Annotated in this window: 12 protein-coding genes, 1 pseudogene and 1 other annotated feature; of the genes and pseudogenes, 9 read left to right on the top strand and 4 right to left on the bottom strand. The window is 46.7% G+C overall.

Annotated elements, in window-relative coordinates; genetic code table 11:
- Window positions 1–106: 106 nt before the first annotated feature.
- Window positions 107–1,576 (bottom strand): glutamate synthase subunit beta, encoded by a 1,470-nt coding sequence (locus H735_RS22330; protein ID WP_009703022.1) that lies wholly within the window; start codon window positions 1,574–1,576, stop codon window positions 107–109.
- On the bottom strand, window positions 1,576–6,126 hold the full coding sequence (gltB, locus tag H735_RS22325; RefSeq protein WP_020194021.1) for a glutamate synthase large subunit: 4,551 nt from the start codon (window positions 6,124–6,126) through the stop codon (window positions 1,576–1,578). The genes H735_RS22330 and gltB overlap by 1 nt, the downstream gene beginning before the upstream one ends.
- Window positions 6,127–6,680: 554 nt before the next feature.
- Here gltB and mnmL point away from each other — a divergent pair.
- The 4 genes from mnmL (at window position 6,681) to H735_RS22305 (ending at window position 12,456) form a co-directional block, all read left to right on the top strand.
- Window positions 6,681–7,625, top strand: a complete 945-nt coding sequence (mnmL, locus tag H735_RS22320; RefSeq protein ID WP_020194022.1) for a tRNA modification radical SAM protein MnmL/YtqA — start codon at window positions 6,681–6,683, stop codon at window positions 7,623–7,625.
- Window positions 7,626–7,675: 50 nt separating this feature from the next.
- On the top strand, window positions 7,676–9,421 hold the full coding sequence (locus H735_RS22315) for a sensor domain-containing diguanylate cyclase (RefSeq protein ID WP_020194023.1): 1,746 nt from the start codon (window positions 7,676–7,678) through the stop codon (window positions 9,419–9,421).
- 223 nt (window positions 9,422–9,644) lie between these two features.
- On the top strand, window positions 9,645–12,005 hold the full coding sequence (gene arcB / locus H735_RS22310; protein WP_020194024.1) for an aerobic respiration two-component sensor histidine kinase ArcB: 2,361 nt from the start codon (window positions 9,645–9,647) through the stop codon (window positions 12,003–12,005).
- Between the two features lies 1 nt (window position 12,006).
- Window positions 12,007–12,456, top strand: a complete 450-nt coding sequence (locus tag H735_RS22305) for a hypothetical protein (protein ID WP_005436193.1) — start codon at window positions 12,007–12,009, stop codon at window positions 12,454–12,456.
- A gap of 70 nt (window positions 12,457–12,526) precedes the next feature.
- On the opposite strand, the gene arcA is transcribed toward H735_RS22305, so the two are convergent.
- Window positions 12,527–13,243, bottom strand: a complete 717-nt coding sequence (arcA, locus tag H735_RS22300) for a two-component system response regulator ArcA (RefSeq protein ID WP_005436194.1) — start codon at window positions 13,241–13,243, stop codon at window positions 12,527–12,529.
- A 361-nt stretch (window positions 13,244–13,604) separates the two neighbouring features.
- Between arcA and H735_RS22295 the strand changes: the two genes are divergently transcribed.
- The gene (locus H735_RS22295) at window positions 13,605–14,012 is read left to right on the top strand and encodes a DUF3293 domain-containing protein (RefSeq protein WP_020194025.1); all 408 of its coding nucleotides are present in this window, start codon (window positions 13,605–13,607) and stop codon (window positions 14,010–14,012) included.
- 54 nt (window positions 14,013–14,066) lie between these two features.
- Window positions 14,067–14,549 carry a putative 4-hydroxy-4-methyl-2-oxoglutarate aldolase gene (locus H735_RS22290; protein WP_005436195.1) on the top strand — a complete coding sequence of 161 codons (483 nt, stop codon included), beginning with the start codon at window positions 14,067–14,069 and terminating at the stop codon, window positions 14,547–14,549.
- On the opposite strand, the gene H735_RS22285 is transcribed toward H735_RS22290, so the two are convergent.
- A complete protein-coding gene (locus tag H735_RS22285; RefSeq protein WP_009707713.1) occupies window positions 14,546–15,016 on the bottom strand; it encodes a hypothetical protein in 471 nt (156 codons plus the stop codon). The two genes, H735_RS22290 and H735_RS22285, sit on opposite strands and share 4 nt — an antisense overlap.
- 442 nt (window positions 15,017–15,458) lie before the next feature.
- Window positions 15,459–15,575, top strand: a sequence feature (Thr leader region).
- 53 nt (window positions 15,576–15,628) lie between these two features.
- Here H735_RS22285 and thrA point away from each other — a divergent pair.
- The 3 genes and pseudogenes from thrA (at window position 15,629) to thrC (ending at window position 20,332) form a co-directional block, all read left to right on the top strand.
- Window positions 15,629–18,088, top strand: coding sequence for a bifunctional aspartate kinase/homoserine dehydrogenase I (gene thrA / locus H735_RS22280; RefSeq protein WP_005434938.1), 2,460 nt, complete (start codon window positions 15,629–15,631; stop codon window positions 18,086–18,088).
- Window positions 18,089–18,108: 20 nt separating this feature from the next.
- Window positions 18,109–19,055, top strand: a pseudogene (gene thrB / locus H735_RS22275) (homoserine kinase).
- Window positions 19,052–20,332 carry a threonine synthase gene (gene thrC / locus H735_RS22270; protein ID WP_020194027.1) on the top strand — a complete coding sequence of 427 codons (1,281 nt, stop codon included), beginning with the start codon at window positions 19,052–19,054 and terminating at the stop codon, window positions 20,330–20,332. The pseudogene thrB and the gene thrC overlap by 4 nt, the downstream one beginning before the upstream one ends.
- Window positions 20,333–20,374: the final 42 nt, after the last annotated feature.

The following is a 20,374-nucleotide window of genomic DNA, read 5'->3' as shown; positions in this document are numbered from 1 at the left end:
CAAAATAAAAAGATTGGAAGGAACTGTTTTCTTTCCTGACAACCAGCCATCGATAGTACTGATGGCTGGATTTATGCCTCGAAAAGAGGAAGTGAGCGCACTCCCTTTAAGCTGAAAGCATCAGTGAATCTGCTTTTGCTTCTAGGTTCGTGCCACCCATTAGGTAATCATCGATAGCACGGGCACATTCGCGGCCTTCATTGATACAACGAACCACCAAAGATTGGCCTGTTCGCATATCACCAGCAGCAAATACACCTTCTTGGTTAGTAGCAAAACCTTGAGTTGCTACGTTACCGCGATCATCTAGCGCGATATCCAGTTGAGCAAGTACGCCTGTTGGTTCAGGGTGTAGGAAGCCCATCGCTAGAAATGCCATATCACATGGAATCACACGTTCGCTGCCTTCTACTTCTTTGAAGCTTGGACGCTCGCCTGGTTTCGCATCTTGCCAAACGATATCAGCTAAACGAAGGCCTGTAACTTCACCTTTGTCATTGCCGATGAACTCTTTGGTTAGGATATTCCAGTGACGATCAACGCCTTCTTCATGAGACGTCGAAGTACGTAGGATCATCGGGTACTGTGGCCATGGCATATTGGCAGGACGTTTCTCTGGTGGAATTGGCATGATTTCAACCTGAGTGATGCTTGCTGCGCCATGACGGTTAGATGTACCCACACAGTCAGAGCCGGTATCACCACCACCGATCACCACAACATGCTTACCCGCGGCGTGAAGTTCTTCACCCTTAAGATCCATGTCGTTGGCTCGGCGGTTGTTTTGACCTAGGAATTCCATTGCGAAGTGAACGCCTTTTAGTTCACGACCCGGAACTGGCAAATCACGAGGAACGGTTGAACCACCCGTTAGTAGAACCACATCGAATTCTTGACGCAACTGCTGAGCATTCACGTCAACACCAACGTGTTGGTTAACTTTGAATTCAATACCCGCTTCTGCCATCAGGTTGATCTTACGATCAATCACGTCCATACCCAGTTTGAAATCTGGGATACCAAAACGCAGCAGACCGCCTACTTTCTCGTCTCGCTCGAATACCGTCACAGTATGACCGGCGCTGTTTAGCTGCTCAGCAGCCGCAAGGCCAGCAGGACCTGAACCGATGATCGCAACGGTTTTGCCAGTGCGAGAACGTGGTGTTTTTGGTTTGGCGTACCCTTCACGATACGCTGTTTCTACGATGGTTTTCTCGATATTACAGATAGTGATTGGGTCTTGGTTGATGCCAAGTACACAAGCACTTTCACACGGAGCAGGGCAAACACGACCAGTAAACTCTGGGAAGTTATTGGTTGAGCTTAGAATGTTCCAAGCTTCTTCCCAGCTATCACGATAAACCGCATCGTTAAACTCTGGGATGATGTTACCGATAGGGCAGCCGTTATGACAAAACGGCACACCACAATCCATACAACGAGAAGCCTGAGTATTGATCTTGTCACCAAACTCCTCGTTCAGAACGAACTCTTTGTTGTTCTTGATGCGTTCAGCTGGGTCGATCTTCTGTGGTAGTTCACGACCATGCTCTAAAAATCCAGTAGGCTTACCCATTATACGGCCTCCACTTGAGTTTCGTTTCCTTGAGACTGTGCTTCAGCTTTACGCTTTTGAAGAACCGCTTTGTAGTCACGCGGCATTACCTTAACCATAGAGGCTAGGCTTGCTTCAAAGTTGTCTAGGAAAGACTGAGCGACTTCACTTCCTGTGAATTGAACATGCTTAGTTAGCATGTCGAGTAATAGATCTCTGTCTTCTTGCTCGATTGGATCTAGGTCTACTAGCTCTGGGTTCAGTTTTGACTCAAAGTCGCCTGATTTATCCCATACGTACGCCACGCCGCCACTCATACCTGCGGCAAAGTTACGACCTGTTGAACCAAGGATAATTGCTGCACCGCCCGTCATGTATTCACAACCGTGGTCACCGACGCCTTCTACTACTACTTTCGCACCTGAGTTACGAACACAGAAACGTTCACCAGCCATACCGCGAATGAAAGACTCACCCGAAGTTGCACCGTAGAAACACACGTTACCAACCACGATGTTGTCTTCCGCGACAATGCTTGATTTCGCATCTGGGTAAAGTACTAACGTACCGCCAGATAAGCCTTTACCCCAGTAGTCGTTCGCGTCGCCTTCCACTTCGAACTTCACGCCCTTAGCTAGGAATGCACCGAATGACTGACCCGCAGAGCCTTTGAACTTCACGTTCATTGGCTGAGGTAGACCGGCATCTTTGTACACTTTCGAGATTTCGTTCGACAACATGGTACCTGCAGAGCGGTCCGTGTTAACGATAGGGAACTCGGCATTCACCGCTTCGCCTTTCTCGAGTGCAGGAATCGCTGCTTGAATCAGCTTACGGTCTAGCACTTCTTCTAAGTTGTGGTTCTGCTGAGCTTGGTTGAATACACCATCAGCTTCACGTGGTTGCTCAACGTGAAGAACAGGAGACAGATCTAGGTTCTTGTATTTCCAGTGAGAAACGTCTTGGCGAATCTTCAGCTTCTGACCTTGACCGACCATCTCATCGATAGTGCGGAAGCCAAGTTCAGCCATGATTTCGCGTAGACCTTGTGCCATGTATTGGAAGAAGGTTACGACGTCTTCTACGCGACCATCAAAGCGCTCACGAAGTGTCTTGTTTTGAGTCGCGATACCGACAGGACAGGTGTTCTTATGACACTTACGCATCATGATACAACCTTCAACCACCAAGGCTGCGGTTGCCACGCCCCATTCTTCTGCACCAAGTAGTGTTGCCACTGCAAGGTCGCGAGGTGTCTTCATCTGGCCATCCGCTTGAACCACGATACGGTTACGTAGACCGTTCTTCAGTAGCGTTTGGTGCGTTTCTGCCAAACCAAGTTCCCAAGGAAGACCAGTATGGCGGATTGAAGACATTGGTGATGCACCAGTACCGCCGTCGAAACCTGCGATTAGTACAACGTCCGCTTTCGCTTTCGCTACACCAGAAGCGATCGTACCTACGCCTGCTTCTGATACCAGCTTCACGTTTACACGGCCTGCGCGGTTCGCGTTCTTCAAGTCGTAGATAAGCTGAGCCAAATCTTCGATTGAGTAGATATCGTGGTGTGGTGGAGGCGAGATAAGGCCAACGCCCGGAGTCGAGTGACGTGTTGCACCGATCCAGTCATCTACTTTATCGCCTGGTAGCTGACCACCTTCACCTGGCTTCGCACCTTGAGCCATTTTGATTTGCAGCTCTTCAGCGTTAGTTAGGTAGTAAGAGGTTACGCCGAAACGACCTGAAGCCACCTGCTTGATTGCAGAGCGTTCCCAATCGCCGTTGTCTTTGCGTTCGAAACGCATTGGGTCTTCACCACCTTCACCAGAGTTCGATTTCGCGCCAAGGCGGTTCATCGCAACAGCCAGTGTGGAGTGTGCTTCGTAAGAAATAGAACCGAATGACATTGCACCGGTCGCGAAGCGTTTCACGATGCTTTCAATTGGCTCGACTTCGTCGATAGAGATAGAACCGGCTGGGTTCTTAATGAACTCAAGTTGGCTACGCAGGGTTACCGCGTTGTCACCTTGTTTATCTACGGCTGTCGCGTACTGCTTGAACTGATCGTAGTTCTTATTACGCGTAGACTCTTGCAGTAGAGAAATAGTCTCTGGGTTGAATAGGTGCTTCTCACCACGCTGTTTCCATTGGTAAACACCACCAACATCCAGCATTTGAATTGGGATTTCGCGTTGTGGGTAACCGATGCGGTGACGGATCAACACTTCTTTGGCGATATCATCAAGGGTGAGACCTTGGATACGAGAAACCGTACCAGTGAAGTACTTGTCGACCACTGACTTGTGGATGCCCAACGCTTCGAAGATTTGCGCGCCGTGGTATGACTGTAGCGTAGAGATACCCATCTTCGAGAAGATCTTCAGGAGACCGCCATTGATCGCTTTACGGTAGTTGTTGAACAGATCACGAGGGTTCGCTTCTGGATCCAACTTCTTCGTACGTTGAAGTTCAATGATGGTTTCAATCACTAGGTAAGGGTTAACCGCATTCGCACCGTAACCAAGTAGCGTTGCAAAGTGGTGCGTTTCACGCGCGTCACCGGTTTCAACCACGATGTCACACTTCGCACGTAGACCTTTACGGATCAAGTGGTGGTGCACTGCACCAACTGCCAGCATTGCTGGGATCGCCGCGTGGTTTGAGTTCACTGCACGGTCAGTTAGTAGGATGATTGAGTAACCATCGATAACCGCGTCTTCTGCGTATTGGCAGATACGTTTTAGTGCACGCTCAAGCTTACCTTGATCTTCATTAGCTTGGAATACGATATCCAGCGTCTTCGCTTGTAGGTGCTCGTTATCGATCGCACGCAGTTTTTCAAGCTCAGAGTTCGCCAGAACAGGCGATTCCAATTCTACTTTCTGACAGTGAAGTGGTGTTTCAGTCAGAAGGTTTTGGTCTTTACCCAAGTAAGTGTTCAGTGACATAACCATACGCTCACGGATCGGGTCGATCGGTGGGTTGGTTACCTGTGCGAACAGTTGCTTGAAGTAGTTTGAAAGATGCTGAGACTGATGAGATAGAACCGCAAGAGGCCAGTCGGCACCCATTGCTGACAATGGCTCTTTCGCATCATTTGCCATTGGAACGATGATTTCGTTCACTTCTTCAGTGCTCACACCGAAAGCTTGTTGACGGTGTAGCAAACGTTCTGGAGAAGGTTGGCTGAACTGGTTGCTCGCATCTGGCAGCTTCTTCAAGCTCAGTAGGTTTTCTTCTACCCACTTCTCGTAAGGCTGCGCCGTTGCAATAGTGTCTTTCACTTCTTCATCAGAGATGATGCGACCTTGCTCTAGGTCTGCAACAAAGATACGACCTGGTTGTAGACGACCACGGAACTCTACGTTCTCTGGTTCAATATCCACAACACCAGATTCAGATGCCATCACTAGGAAGTTATCTTTGGTCACTGTGTAGCGAGAAGGGCGCAAACCGTTACGGTCTAGTGTCGCACCAACTTGAACACCATCAGTAAAACATACTGAAGCAGGACCATCCCATGGTTCCATGATGTTCGCGTGGTACTGATAGAACGCGCGACGTTTAGGATCCATGTTTTTGTTTTCTTGCCATGCTTCCGGGATCATCATCATCAATGCGTGTGGCAGGCTGCGACCAGAAAGAACTAGGAGCTCAAGTGCCATGTCAAAGTTAGATGAATCCGAGCTGCCTTCCTGACAGATTGGAAGAAGCATGTCGATTTCAGCCTGAGTAAACAGGTCTGATTCTAGGATTGCTTCACGGGCTTTCATCCAGTTCAAGTTACCGCGAACTGTATTGATTTCACCGTTGTGGGCAATGTAACGGAAAGGCTGTGCAAGACGCCATTTCGGGAAGGTGTTGGTAGAGAAACGAGAGTGTACAAGTGCCAGTGCAGTCACCATGGTCGGGTTTTGCAGATCAAGGAAGTACTGAGGTACTTGCTCGGTCGTTAACTGACCTTTGTACACCAATGTCTTGTAAGACATGGAGTTAATGTAGAAGTCGTCACCAATGTTCGAAACGCTTTCTAGGCAAACACGTACAGTGTAGTTACGAAGTACGTACAGTTTGCGCTCTAGCTCTTCAGGTGTGATGCCAGGGCCACCAGAGATAAACACATGCTCAAACTGAGGCTCTGTGCTTAGTGGGTCTGCACCGATCATTGAGTTATCGGTTGGCAATACGCGGTAGCCGATAACTTCAAGATCTAGACGTTGTGCGTTACGTTCTAGAATGTCACGGCATTGCTCGCGTTTGTATTCGTCTTTCGGGAAAAGAACGACACCAACACCATACTTTTCAAACGAAGGCAGTTTAATGCCTAACTTAACGGCTTCTTCTAATAGGAATTCATGAGGTTTTTGTAGCAAGATACCCGCACCGTCACCGCTGCATGGGTCACAACCTTGACCACCACGGTGTTCCATGCGAGCCAGCATATCCAATGCTTGAGTCACTACTTCATGAGATTTACGGTTTTTAAGGTGAGCAACAAAACCGATACCACAAGCGTCATGCTCCAGCTCCGGAGTGTACAGACCCTGTGAATTTTGCTCTCTATCTACCATAGATACATCCTTCCAGTTCAATGTCGACGCAAGAATCCCGGACAGATCTCGACTGCCTTAGGTGCGCTCTTTGCGTCTTGTCCTTTATATTTATGATTCGCCACTGGCCGAGGTTGACCAGTCTTGATTCCTTTCCGTATCTCGCAGGAAAAATTTTGCGAGAAAAACAATCCTTGGTGATATCCCTTTATTTATTGCCACAATTTAGTGACTTATATAGGTGGGAGCGGGGTATCGCCGACAATTCCCGCAGTTGATGTTGTAATAAAAGTCACAAAAACGACGGGGTTGTGTAAGTATCCTACAATTTTGTGACTTGAGAATGCAACGAAAAGTCGCTTTTGTGACCCAATTTTTTCGTTTAAATATTCACTTTTTGTTTAACATTTGCGCAACATTGCAGGTTTTAAGTTGGTTTTATGCAGTTTTATTGATTTCACACCGCTACCTGTTTGTTTGAATTGACTAGAATTATTTGTTTTTTCTTGCAGGGATGTAATTTAGTTACATGAATCGTAGTGAGATTTATTACGGTTTACTATTGGTGAGAATCTATGCAGTTACATGAGTTGGTCAACACATTAGGCCAAGATCTTCAGCGTCGTTACGGCGAAAAAGTCCATAAGCTGACTTTACATGGTGGCTTTAGCTGCCCAAACCGCGACGGTACGATTGGCCGAGGTGGTTGTACATTCTGTAATGTGGCTTCGTTTGCTGACGAAGAAGTGCAGATCAAAAGCATCCACGATCAATTGAAAGACCGCGCGGGAGAGATCCATCGAGCGAAGAAGTATCTGGCATATTTTCAGGCGTACACCAGTACCTATGCAGAAGTACAAGTCCTCAAAAACATGTACGAGGAAGCTCTGAAGGCGGCAGACATTGTTGGCCTTTGTGTGGGCACTCGTCCAGATTGCGTTCCTGATGCAGTATTAGATCTGTTGTCGGACTATGTGAATCAAGGTTATGAGATTTGGCTAGAGCTCGGTCTTCAAACTGCCAACAATGACACCCTCAAGCGTATCAACCGTGGTCATGATTTTGAGTGCTACGCCGAAATTACCAAACGCGCTCGTGCTCTGGGCATTAAAGTGTGTACCCATCTGATTGTTGGTTTGCCGAAAGAAAGTCGCGATGACAACATTGAAACGATGCGTAAAGTACTCGAAGTTGGCACTGATGGCATTAAGCTGCACGGCTTGCACATTGTCGAAGGTAGCACCATGGCAAAAGCATGGCGTGCCGGAAGGTTAGAAGCGCCAGAGTTAGAAACTTACGTCGCAACTGCCAGTGAATTGATCCGCATGACACCAAAAGAGGTGATCTACCACCGTGTTTCTTCTGCTGCGCGTCGTCCAACCTTATTATCGCCATTATGGTGTGAGAACCGCTGGTTGGCGATGACTGAAATTGGTCGTGCATTAGATAAAGATGGCGCACAAGGTAGCTTAACCGGCGATGCTTTCATCTATAGCAAACCAGAATTAAAAGCGGAATGATCGATTAAGAACTGTTATATTTCTCCCGATTTGCTTTAAAGGTCGGAAAAATGGATCAGTTACTCAATTGGCTCTGGGATGGGCAGGGCGACTACGGATTTGTGGTCCTGCTCTCTGTGGTATGCGTAATCGCCGTCACGCTGATCTATATACGCTTCCAGTTCGGCTTGAAACAGCTGGTTACTGACTCTCCTTATCCCGTACTAGTGATCGATGCTAGTCACGGACAGTTATTGCTTTCTAATGACTCAGCCATGCAATTACTTGGCATTCGTTCATTAGGTTCTGGCTTTCTTTATCCTGCTTCCTTTCATACTGAAGAACTGGTAACACTACTTGATAGCTTTTCTAGTCGACACTTCCGTCAGCAATTGTTCGGCTGGCGATTGTCCGAGACCGAGAGCATCAAAGTTGAGTTGTCGGGTCGAAAGAGTTTGCTTCGCGGTCACCGAGTTTGGATTGTGTATGCTCAGCCACATCAAGTGACTCATACTGAACAACAGCAAGAGCTTGAACAACTTGGGATAGCTCGCTCTGCTATCGACTCTCTGTCTGAGCTGATCTGTTTGCAAGATCAACAAGGTAAAGTATTAACGACCAACCGCGCATTTGATCTGTTTTGGGAAGGGCGCAGAGAAGAGGCGTGTACGTCTAAAGCTCGCCCAATCGCGACTCGTAAAAGTGAACGCCGTTGGACAACCGATCCTCAAGGCCGAAGTTGTTTGCTTGAAGTGAACCAAAGCTCGCTGGTTTCGCAAGCCGGTGAGATGATCGGCACGCTATCCATTAGCCATGACGTGACGGAATGGCACAAGATGCAACAAAACCTTCGTGATGAAATGGAGCGTCGTAAAGACACCGAAGTGGCGTTGGCTCAGCGTGATACGATCCTACAAACGATTTTGGATGCCAGTCCTGATTCTATTGGTATCTTCAATGAGAACATGGTTTATCAGGCATGCAACAAGCCATTTGTGAATGCACTCGGGATTCCTGATGTGAGCGACCTTATTGGTAAGCGCCTACAAGACGTTATTCCTGAAGATATCTACATCCGCTTAGAAGCAAGTGATTTGCAAGCTTTGAAGCAAACTCAGCCTATACGCTACATCGATAAAGTGAGCAGCAGCGATGGCTATTACACGTGGTTTGATGTGGTGAAGTCGCCGTTCAAAGATAAAGCGTCCGGCACTAATGGTGTGCTGATCATGGCTCGTGATATCTCAGAGCGTTATCTTGCTGAGCAGAAGCTCGAAGAGGCGAATCTTGAGCTAGAGAAACTGAGCTTCTCTGACAGTCTTACCAAAGTGGCCAACCGTCGTCGTTTTGATGAGCAGCTTCATACCCTTTGGTATCACCACATTCGTGAGAAGTTACCACTGACAATCATGTTATGTGATATCGATTTCTTCAAAGATTACAACGACTGTTATGGTCACCAACAAGGTGATGAAGCCCTCGTCAAAGTGGCTGCGGTATTCCAACAAGTGGTGAGCCGCTCTTCCGATTGTGTGGCTCGATACGGCGGAGAAGAGTTTGCATTCATCCTTCCAAATACAACCACTGAGGGAGCGCATAAAGTTGCCCAACGTATTCACGATCAAATCCACGAGTTGGCAATTGAGCATGGTTGTTCGAATGTTTCAAATCGACTGACGGTCAGCATTGGCTTCGTTTCTTATGTCCCTCATCACGGTGATGAACCTGAAATGGGCGTCGCCATGGCCGACAGCGCGCTTTACCAAGCGAAGGCAGATGGTCGAGATCGAACCCATCTTCACCCAAGTTCTTACTAACGCTTTGTGACCGCTTGCTCTAAGTTGAGAGCAGGCGGTTTAAATCACCGTATTAAACACGCTAAACTGCAACTACATAGTATGAAGCGTTGAAGAGCCCTGAAGCATCGCTATTTCATCTGTGTGTATTTCAAACATTTAAACCGTAGAGACACCGTTTCTTTGCGGTTTTACTTTTCCAATCATCAGGGCTCGGTATCTAGCTTGTTCCATGGAGTAGTGAATGAAGCCCATGAAAAATCTCGCCCAGTATTACGTTGACCTTTTGGTTAAGCTGGGGATTGTCCGTTTCTCGATATTACTGGCGCTTGCGCTGGTCGCCTTAGCTGTCGTGGTGCAAGTGGGTATTACCCTCGCGCTCAAAGGTAATGTCGATGACATCGATATCGTTCGTTCGGTGTTCTTTGGTCTTCTCATCACGCCGTGGGCCGTTTATTTCTTATCAGTGGTCGTAGATCAACTAGAAGAGTCACGTCAAAGGTTGACGAAGCTTGTCTCCAAACTGAAAGACATGCGCTCACGTGACCAAGAGTTGAACTTTCAACTGCAGCAGAACATTGAAAAGCTCAACCAAGAGATTGAAGAGCGTATTAAAGCGGAAGAAGCTCGCGAAGAAGCGATGCAAGACCTCGAGAATGAGGTGTTCCAACGTGAACGCACTCAGCTAGAGCTTGCCGAGCGTACGGCGTTGTTGCGTTCTTTTATCGATGCCTCTCCAGACCTAATTTACTACCGTAATGCTGACGGTGTTTTCTCTGGCTGTAACCGCGCGATGGAAGAGCTAACTGGTAAGAAAGAGCACCAGTTAGTCGGCTTGAGCCCGTGGGATGTCTATAGCAAAGAAGTGGCTGAACACATCGTCGATACCGACCAAAAAGTCTTTGCTGACAATCAAGCGATTACTTACGAGCAATGGCTGGAATACCCAGATGGACGTAAGCATTACTTTGAACTGCGTAAGGTGCCGTTTTACAGCAAAGATGGCCGCCACCTTGGTCTAGTGGGCTTCGGTCGTGATATCACTGAGCGTAAACGCCATGAAGAGTCTCTAGAAAAAGCCAGCCGAGATAAAACCACGTTTATTTCTACAATCAGTCATGAGCTTCGTACGCCATTAAACGGCATCGTTGGTCTGAGCCGTATGTTGCTTGATAGCCAACTGACGGACGAGCAGCGCAAGCACATGCAAACCATCAACGTCAGTGCCATTACTTTGGGCAACATCTTCAACGACATCATCGACATGGACAAATTCGACCGTCGCAAATTGGAGCTGTTGCCTGCGCCGTTGAACTTTGAAGACTTCGTCGCTGAAATCGAAAGCATCTCAGCACTGATGGCAGAGCAAAAAGGCCTGCGCTTTGACCTAGAGCGTTTAAGTTCATTGCCTAAAGCGATTGAAGTCGATGCCACACGTCTGCGTCAGGTTATTTGGAACCTTGTCAGCAACGCCATGAAGTTCACCAAAGAAGGTGGTGTGGTGATGACAGTGAGCGCCGATGTTGAAGAAGATTACGCGACCATCATTATGGAAGTGGAAGATACTGGCATCGGTATCCCTGATGAGGAGTTAGATAAGATCTTTGCGATGTACTACCAAGTGAAATCTGGCAAAGATAACCTACATGCGGTTGGTACAGGCATTGGTTTGGCGGTATCTAAGCAACTGATCAATATGATGGATGGCGACATTACGGTAGCAAGTGAAGAAGGCTTTGGTAGTACCTTTACCGTATCGATTCATGTACCTATCGTTGAATTAGAAGAGCCAATTATCGATGCTAAGCGCGATAAAGTGCACCTCAACATCTTTATGGTCGAAGACATCGAACTTAACGTGACTGTTGCTAAGTCCTTACTTGAGAGCTTAGGTCACACCGTTACCGTAGCAATGACCGGTGAAGAAGCACTCGTGAACTTTGTACCGGATGAATATGACTTAGCACTGCTAGACATCCAATTGCCAGACATGACGGGCTTCGATGTAGCTAAGTACTACCGCGAACACTACGACAACTTACCGCCGCTGGTGGCACTCACTGCGAATGTGATGAAAGATCGTCGTGAGTATCTAGATAACGGCATGGACGATGCCATCAGTAAGCCACTTGCGGTTCAAGCAATGCAAGCCGTGATTGATAAGTTTTTTGTTGAACGTATTGAGAGTCAGCAGGAAGTGGTTGCAGAACCTGAGGTGATCGAAGAAGTTGCCCCAACGCCATCACCAGTGCTCAATACGCATTTGCTCGATTTAGATATGCTCGAATCTTACGTGGATATCGTTGGAGTTAAGCCTGTTTACGATAGCATCAAGATGTTTGAAGACATGATGCCAGATTACATTGAAGTGCTTGATTCAAATATGACGGCCAAAGACCAAGATGGCATTGTCTCTGAAGCGCACAAAATAAAAGGTGCGGCAGGCTCAATTGGCCTTAAACACATTCAAAGCGTTGCACAGAAAGCGCAGTCTCCAGATATGCCCGCATGGTGGGAGAACATTTCAGATTGGGTAGAAGAAATTAAAAACGAGTATCAAAACGATATACAAGTATTAAAAAGTTGGTTGGAACAGAGGAAATAACATGAAGAAATTTGCATCGGCAGCATTGGCAATTGCACTACTGGCAGGTTGTAGCTCTGCTCCTCAAGTGGACTGGCAAGAAGACAGTCAAATCACCATGAACAAGATGAATGTTGAGTTGAAAAGTAACTTATGGGTAAACCTGATGCCAACCATTGGTGAAGTTCAAGAACAGAATGTGCATGGCGCATTGTACTTGAAGGCCGATAAAGAACTTCCAGCAAACTTGACCGTTGATTCGTTGATCATTAAGCAAGGTGACTCTGAGTGGGAAATCGATGGAGACTTGCTAGAGCTGCGCACGCACAGTGAGAATCAGTGGGAAGTGGCATTCGTATGGCAAATTGAAGCGGATATGGAAAAGCGCGTTGATTTAGCACTGCTGCTTGATGATGCAGGCAAGAAAGGTTGGTTGGTCGAGAAAGGCATTAAGATCGACAAAGTTTACTAACACCGCTAAACGGCAGATAGAAAAAGGGCTTGCTCATAGAGCAAGCCCTTATTGTTTATGCTGAGGCGGATTAGTCTTCTAGATCGCCACAGAAGCGGTAACCTTCACCGTGAATTGTCGCGATGATTTCAGGTGTACCTGATACAGATTCAAAGTGCTTACGAATACGACGAATCGTTACGTCTACAGTACGGTCGTGTGGCTTAAGCTCACGGCCAGTCATCTTCTTAAGAAGATCAGCACGAGTTTGAATCTTGCCTGGGTTCTCACAGAAGTGCAGTAGTGCACGGAACTCAGAGCGAGGTAGTTTGTAGCTATCACCAGCTGGGCTCACTAGAGAGCGGCTGTTGATGTCTAGAACCCAACCGTTGAATTCGTATTTTTCTACCGAGCGTTTCTCTTCTTGTACTGCGTTAGTGCTCATAGAGCGGCTTAGCAGGTTACGAGCACGGATAGTCAATTCACGTGGGTTGAATGGTTTAGTGATGTAGTCATCAGCACCGATTTCAAGACCTAGGATCTTGTCTACTTCATTGTCACGACCAGTTAGGAACATCAGAGCGATGTTCGCCTGTTCGCGAAGTTCACGTGCTAGAAGAAGACCATTCTTGCCTGGAAGATTAATGTCCATAATTACCAAGTTGATTGAATTTTCAGACAACACTTGGTGCATCTCTTCACCGTCACTGGCTTCAAAAACAGCGTATCCCTCTGCTTCAAAAATACTCTTAAGAGTGTTACGAGTTACTTGCTCATCTTCTACGATAAGAATCTGCGGGGTTTGCATTGGCGGTACCTAAATTTGTGACAAAATTGTGCTAATAGAATAAATTCTAGGCAAAAATATAACATACAGGTAATGTGATTTTGATAATAAATCAAGTTGATCAAAAAAACACTTCTTTCAGTTATCCGCCTTCCTTGGAATTTTGCCAACTCACCAGTATCCGATGGCGACGTTTATTCTATAGGGCTTGTTTACCTTTCGATTCCCTGTATTTACGGGGCCTGAAACGTAAACACCCTAAGATATGGAGCGGATTTTATATTGTTAACAGCATGCTAACAATGCTCAAATGTTAATTCCATTCACTTTGTTGATTTACATCAATTGATGAAATGTAACTGTTATTAATCGTTTAAGAGTTATGATAGAAAAAAGTAATACGAACATAGACGCATCGTTATGGAATGCTTATTCAGAATCTTTCTTCCGTTTTCATGCCGAATGGAAGGTTGCCAGCTACGCGGTGATAACTGCTTGGAACCCTTACAGTAATTTACGGTCAAAAGAAGAGAATTGCATAAGTAATCATAAGCTCGAAAAACAATTAAACCACGTTAAATACGTGCCTGTCACGGTAGGCGATCAAGCTTTTGAATGGTTTGAGGAGAGTTACGCAGCGGAGCTCACTCCAAAAGCAGCGATAGCATTGGCGAATCAGTACCAGCAAAATGCCATCTATTACGTCATTGATGACGAACTTTACCTGATTGCTTGTGCTAACCCAGAGGTCATGCACAAGCTAGGCGCGATAACACTGCGGCTCGTATAAAAGGATATTACTCACTTGAGCAACAGCTTGAGTGGGACAATTCACGGAGGAACTATGAGAGACATAACACCAGACATTTGTGACCAGTTTGAAGACCAAGTCACCTTGCTAAATTTACCGTTGCAGAACTTCGGTCAACGTACCGCTTTCCATGGCGAAATTGTTACTGTGCGCTGCTACCACGATAATTCAAAAGTGCGCGAAGTTCTCAGCGAAGACGGCACCGGAAAAGTGTTGATAGTGGATGGCCACGGCTCCTGCCAAAAAGCGCTGCTTGGCGACCAACTGGCAATTCTAGGGATTGAAAATGGCTGGGAAGGCATCATTGTTTACGGCGCAATTCGTGATGTGGCGCAGATGTCACAAATGGATATTGGTGTTCAAGCGTTAGGGACTTGTCCGTTTAAAACGGAGAAACGCGATGTGGGTGAAGTCAATGTCACCCTGACAATGCAGAACCAGATCGTCCAGCCTAAGCATTACGTGTATGCGGATTGGAATGGGGTGTTGATCTCGAAAGAGGCGTTGGATTTCTAGAAGCGGAAACCTAATCCAACTTCGAAGCCTTGTTGCCAATCTTGATAGTCGAGTGTGGCGTGAAGATCTAGATTTTCAGTGATTTTTACGCGGCTAGAGACTTCTGCAGCAAGGCTGCTTTCTTCTTCTCGGATGCCTTCTGTTGTTTCGCCTTTATAAGAACGAACCGTACTCTTCACCGTCACGCGATCATTAAAGTGGTAGCTGATACCACTAAGAAGACCACTTTGGTTTTGAGTAGGTGAGTTATTAACGCGAGCACCCACATAAAGATCAACGGAATCAAACAACTCGTAAGCGTAGCCGCCATCGATATTCCAAACATCAAAACTGTCGGCTTGGTAATTTTCACTAGAGATGAAAAGTTTGTGTGGAGACGAAGATGTTTTGCCCGGAAGAGGCGGAAGATCAGTCGCTAGACAAACGCTAGGCACGGCGAACAGTAACAGAAAAATCCATTTTTTCATGTTGACCACTCCTTGTGTCTAACTTTGTTATTAGTATGTGCTAAAAGCTTCTCACTATTAAAGCATAGAATATGAAAGCTAGCTCACTTATTTTCCTTTTAATTCGATCCTAGGAACATTGATCACAGTTAAGTGTTTGTTAATTAGCATCAGTAAAGATCGACACTTTGATCTTACGCGCAGCGTTCAAGATCAGATGAAAGATGGTTAGAAGGCTCGGTTTTAAGTTAGATGAGTTGGTTGTAGAAAAAAGTCACCTTTAGTGTCACCTTGGTAAATCATTGTAATTACATTGAAATATCAATGACATTGCGTAGCATAAATCTCTACAAGGCCGGAAAATAAACAATTTTTTGTTGACTCTGTTTACGAAACTCGGTAAACGTAGAGTTAAGCAAACACATAATTATCGTTGAATATTTATTTATGACATCTCACAGCCAAGTAGTAATGACCACAACCATTATTATTACCGACACGACCAATGTTGGGGCAGGCTGCTGAGCGAAAGAAATTCACAAAAAAGGCCTGTATCCAACAAGATACAGGCCTTTTTTTATGCTTTTTTATACAGAATTTAGACAGATCTAAGAAGATACATCGGAGGAAGGGATGCGAGTATTAAAGTTTGGCGGTTCATCATTAGCAGATGCAGATCGCTTTTTGAGAGCGGCGGATATCATCGCCAATAATGCGCAACAAGAAGAAGTCGCAGTCGTACTTTCTGCACCAGGTAAAACGACCAATAAGCTGGTTGCGGTGATTGAAGGTGCACTCCGTAATGGTGAAGCTGAGCTGCAAATCAATGAGCTAGAAGCTTCTTTTAAAGCTCTGTTTGGTGATATTCAAGCAGTGTTGCCGAACATTGATGGCGCAGCGTTTGACAACCAAGTTAAAACGTCGCTTTCTCAACTACGCCAGTTCGTTCATGGCATCAACCTTCTTGGCATGTGCCCAAATAACGTCAATGCACGCATCATCAGCAAAGGCGAACGCGTTTCGATTCAATTGATGAAGGCAGTGCTTGAAGCGAAAGGCCAACCTGCGCATCTTATCGACCCAGTTGAATACCTCTACGCTAAAGGCGATCACCTAGAAGCCATGGTCGATGTTGAAGTTTCTACTCAGAACTTCCGCCAGAATCCTCTTCCTCAAGGTCATGTGAACATCATGCCTGGTTTTACTGCCGGTAACGAGAAAGGTGAACTAGTTACACTAGGTCGTAATGGTTCAGACTACTCAGCGGCGGTTCTTGCGGCGTGTCTGCGCGCAGATTGCTGTGAGATCTGGACAGACGTTGATGGTGTGTACAACTGTGACCCTCGCTTAGTAGAAGACGCACGCCTGCTTAAATCTCTTAGCTATCAAGAAGCGATGGAGCTTTCTTACTTCGGTGCTTCCGTTCTGCACCCGAAAACCATCGCACCAATCGCACAATTCCATATCCCATGCCTGATCAAAAACAGCTTTAACCCACAAGGCGCGGGTACGCTGATTGGTCAAGACACAGGCGAAGATAACCTAGCCATCAAAGGCATCACGACACTAAACGATCTGACAATGGTTAACGTGTCTGGCCCGGGTATGAAGGGCATGGTTGGCATGGCAAGCCGAGTATTCGGTGCAATGTCATCAGCCGGTGTGTCTATCGTTCTGATCACTCAATCTTCTTCTGAATACAGCATCAGTTTCTGTATCGAAGCTCAAGACAAGGCAAAAGCGCAGCAAGTGTTAGCGGATGCATTTGAGTTGGAATTGAAAGATGGCCTTCTTGAACCCGTCGATTTTATTGATGATGTTTCTATCGTGACGCTAGTGGGGGATGGTATGCGTACCTCTCGTGGTGTTGCATCTCGCTTCTTCTCATCTCTTGCTGAAGTGAACGTAAACATTGTGGCAATTGCACAGGGCTCATCTGAGCGTGCTATCTCAGCCGTGATTCCTGAAGACAAAATCTCTGAAGCAATCAAAGCGTGTCACGAGAACCTATTCAACTCTAAGCACTTCCTAGACGTCTTCGTGGTTGGTATTGGTGGCGTTGGTGGTGAGCTGGTGGACCAGATTGAGCGTCAACAGGCGAAGCTTGCAGAGAAAGGCATCGTGATCCGCGTATGTGGCTTGGCAAACAGCAAAGGTCTTCTGCTTGATAGTGAAGGTCTGCCTCTAGAGCATTGGCGTGACCGTATGTCGGCTTCAACTGAAGAATTCAGCCTAGCGCGCCTGATTTCACTGGTGCAACGTAATCACATCATTAACCCAGTGTTAGTTGACTGTACTTCAAGTGAGAGCATTGCAAATCAATACGCTGACTTCCTAGCGGCAGGCTTCCACGTCGTAACGCCAAACAAAAAAGCAAACACAGCAAGCATGGCTTACTACCATCAACTTCGCGATGTAGCGCGCAGCTCTCGTCGTAAATTGATGTACGAAACAACTGTAGGCGCAGGTCTACCAGTTATCGAAAACCTACAAAACCTAATCTCAGCGGGTGATGAACTAGAGCGCTTTAGCGGCATCCTTTCTGGCTCTCTGTCATACATCTTTGGCAAATTAGATGAAGGCATGAGCCTAAGTGAAGCGACAAACATCGCGAAACAAAACGGCTTTACGGAACCGGATCCGCGTGATGATCTATCGGGTATGGATGTGGCGCGTAAGCTTCTGATCCTTGCTCGTGAAGCAGGCATGTCTCTAGAACTAGAAGACGTTGTGGTTGATCAAGCTCTGCCACCAGGCTTTGACGACTCAGGCAGCGTTGATGAGTTTATGGAACGTTTACCAGAAGCGGACGCGTACTTTAAAGAGCTGTCAGCTAAAGCAGCGGAAGAAGGTAAAGTTCTGCGCTACGTCGGTGAAATTGTCGATGGTAAATGCACAGTAAGCATTGCTGCAGTCGATGAAAACGACCCGATGTTCAAGATTAAAGATGGTGAAAACGCACTGGCATTCTACAGCCGCTACTACCAACCAATTCCACTAGTATTGCGTGGTTACGGTGCGGGTACTGAGGTTACGGCTGCTGGCGTATTCTCGGATGTGATGCGTACTTTAGGTTGGAAGCTAGGGGTATAACAACAATGAGTTCAAGTGATATGGATGTAGTGGTTTATGCTCCTGCGTCAATTGGTAATGTAAGCGTTGGTTTCGACGTTCTGGGGGCGGCGGTGTCCCCAGTTGATGGCACACTATTGGGCGACCGAGTATTGGTTAAGTTCGGAGCTGAGCCGTTCAGTCTAAAGACGGCGGGTGATTTTGTTGNNCCGAGCCGAAAGAGAACATCGTTTACGATTGTTGGGTGGTGTTTGCTCGTGAGCTAGACAAAAAAGGCGTCGAGCTAAAACCACTTGAGATGACGCTAGAAAAGAACATGCCAATTGGCTCTGGTTTAGGCTCAAGTGCGTGTTCTATCGTTGCGGCATTAGATGCATTGAACCGATTCCATGGACAGCCACTTAACGAGACAGAGTTACTGGCACTGATGGGAGAAATGGAAGGCAAGATCTCTGGTGGTATTCACTACGACAACGTCGCACCATGTTACCTTGGCGGTGTGCAATTGATGCTTGAAGAGTTGGGTATCATCAGTCAAGAAGTGCCTTGCTTTGATGATTGGTACTGGGTGATGGCGTATCCGGGTATCAAAGTATCCACAGCAGAAGCGCGTGAGATCCTACCATCTCAATACCGTCGACAAGATATCATTGCTCATGGTCGCCACCTTGCAGGCTTTATCCATGCGTGTCATTCTGGTCAGCCAGAACTTGCTGCAAAAATGATCAAAGACGTGATCGCAGAACCGTATCGTGAGAAACTGCTTCCGGGTTTTGCAAATGCACGTCAATACGCAGCGTCTGCGGGTGCATTGGCAACCGGTATTTCTGGCAGTGGTCCGACACTGTTCAGTATTTGCAAAGAGAAAGATGTCGCTGAGCGAGTTGCTCGCTGGTTAGAACAGAACTACGTACAAAACGAAGAAGGATTCGTCCACGTTTGTCGTTTAGATAAGCAGGGTTCGAAAGTAACAGGAAGTGAGCTATGAAGCTTTACAATATAAAAGAAAATGATGAACAAGTTTCCTTTGGTCAAGCCGTTCGCCAAGGGTTAGGTCGTAACCAAGGTCTATTTTTCCCATCGGAATTACCAAAATTTGAAGACGTTGATGCGCTACTGGCAGAAGACTTCGTCTCTCGTAGCACGAAAATCCTATCTGCACTGATTGGTGATGAGCTGGCGGAAGAGCAAGTTAACGCATTGGTTGACGCTGCATTCCAATTCCCTGCGCCAATTAATCAAGTGAAAGACGGTGTTTACGCTCTGGAACTGTTCCATGGTCCAACGCTTGCATTTAAAGACTTTGGTGGTCGCTTTATGGCGCAATCTCTTGCAGCTGTTTCGGACGGCGGCAAGATCACCATTCTGACTGCAACTTCTGGCGATACTGGCGCAGCCGTTGCGCATGCTTTCTACGGCATGGAAGACATCAACGTTGTGATTCTTTACCCGAAAGGCAAGATCAGCCCACTGCAAGAAAAGCTATTCTGTACGCTTGGTAAAAACATTCACACTGTCGCGATCGATGGTGACTTCGACGCGTGTCAGGCTCTGGTTAAGCAAGCTTTTGATGATTCGGCATTGCGTGAAGAGATCGGTCTGAACTCTGCAAACTCAATCAACATCAGCCGCTTGATGGCACAAATCTGTTACTACTTTGAAGCTGCCGCGCAAATGAGTAAGCAAGAGCGTGAAAACCTAGTCGTGTCTGTACCAAGTGGTAACTTTGGTAACCTAACTGCTGGTCTACTGGCAAAAGCACTGGGTCTGCCTATCAAACGTTTTATCGCTGCAACTAATGCTAATGATACTGTTCCTCGCTACCTAGAAACAGGTAAATGGGAGCCAAAACCAACAGTCGCAACAACATCGAACGCGATGGACGTGAGTCAACCAAACAACTGGCCTCGTATCGAAGAGTTGTGTCGTGTGAAAGAGTGGGGCTTGGAGACGCTAGGAAAAGGCGCTGTATCTGATGAGCAAAGCGCTCAGTCAGTGAAAGACTTACATGCTTTAGGTTACCTGTGTGAACCGCACGGTGCTATTGCTTACCGCGTGCTTGAAGAACAACTGCAAGACGGTGAAACCGGTCTATTCCTATGTACTGCTCACCCTGCGAAGTTCAAAGAAGTGGTGGATGATATTCTAGAATCAGATATCGACCTTCCTGCGCCACTAGCGAAGCACGCTGCGATGGAACTGTTATCAGAAGATCTCGACGCAGACTTTGACGCACTGAAGCAAGTACTGCGCCGCGTGCAGTAAACTTCAATAGCACAGTAAGTATCAAAAACACAAATAACGAGA

This window comes from Vibrio owensii CAIM 1854 = LMG 25443, assembly GCF_000817815.1.
Lineage (GTDB): Bacteria > Pseudomonadota > Gammaproteobacteria > Enterobacterales > Vibrionaceae > Vibrio > Vibrio owensii.
Note: the sequence above shows the minus strand (reverse complement) of the source record. Positions and strands in the feature narration are given on the sequence as shown.

What these genes read in the sequence shown, in the direction of transcription:
- H735_RS22295 (WP_020194025.1), top strand. Translation starts at nt 13,605, where the DNA reads ATGATAGAAAAAAGTAATACGAACATAGACGCATCGTTATGGAATGCT.
- thrC (WP_020194027.1), top strand. Translation starts at nt 19,052, where the DNA reads ATGAAGCTTTACAATATAAAAGAAAATGATGAACAAGTTTCCTTTGGT.
- gltB (WP_020194021.1), bottom strand. Translation starts at nt 6,126, where the DNA reads ATGGTAGATAGAGAGCAAAATTCACAGGGTCTGTACACTCCGGAGCTG.
- H735_RS22290 (WP_005436195.1), top strand. Translation starts at nt 14,067, where the DNA reads ATGAGAGACATAACACCAGACATTTGTGACCAGTTTGAAGACCAAGTC.
- arcB (WP_020194024.1), top strand. Translation starts at nt 9,645, where the DNA reads ATGAAGCCCATGAAAAATCTCGCCCAGTATTACGTTGACCTTTTGGTT.
- arcA (WP_005436194.1), bottom strand. Translation starts at nt 13,243, where the DNA reads ATGCAAACCCCGCAGATTCTTATCGTAGAAGATGAGCAAGTAACTCGT.
- H735_RS22330 (WP_009703022.1), bottom strand. Translation starts at nt 1,576, where the DNA reads ATGGGTAAGCCTACTGGATTTTTAGAGCATGGTCGTGAACTACCACAG.
- H735_RS22305 (WP_005436193.1), top strand. Translation starts at nt 12,007, where the DNA reads ATGAAGAAATTTGCATCGGCAGCATTGGCAATTGCACTACTGGCAGGT.
- H735_RS22285 (WP_009707713.1), bottom strand. Translation starts at nt 15,016, where the DNA reads ATGAAAAAATGGATTTTTCTGTTACTGTTCGCCGTGCCTAGCGTTTGT.
- thrA (WP_005434938.1), top strand. Translation starts at nt 15,629, where the DNA reads ATGCGAGTATTAAAGTTTGGCGGTTCATCATTAGCAGATGCAGATCGC.
- H735_RS22315 (WP_020194023.1), top strand. Translation starts at nt 7,676, where the DNA reads ATGGATCAGTTACTCAATTGGCTCTGGGATGGGCAGGGCGACTACGGA.
- mnmL (WP_020194022.1), top strand. Translation starts at nt 6,681, where the DNA reads ATGCAGTTACATGAGTTGGTCAACACATTAGGCCAAGATCTTCAGCGT.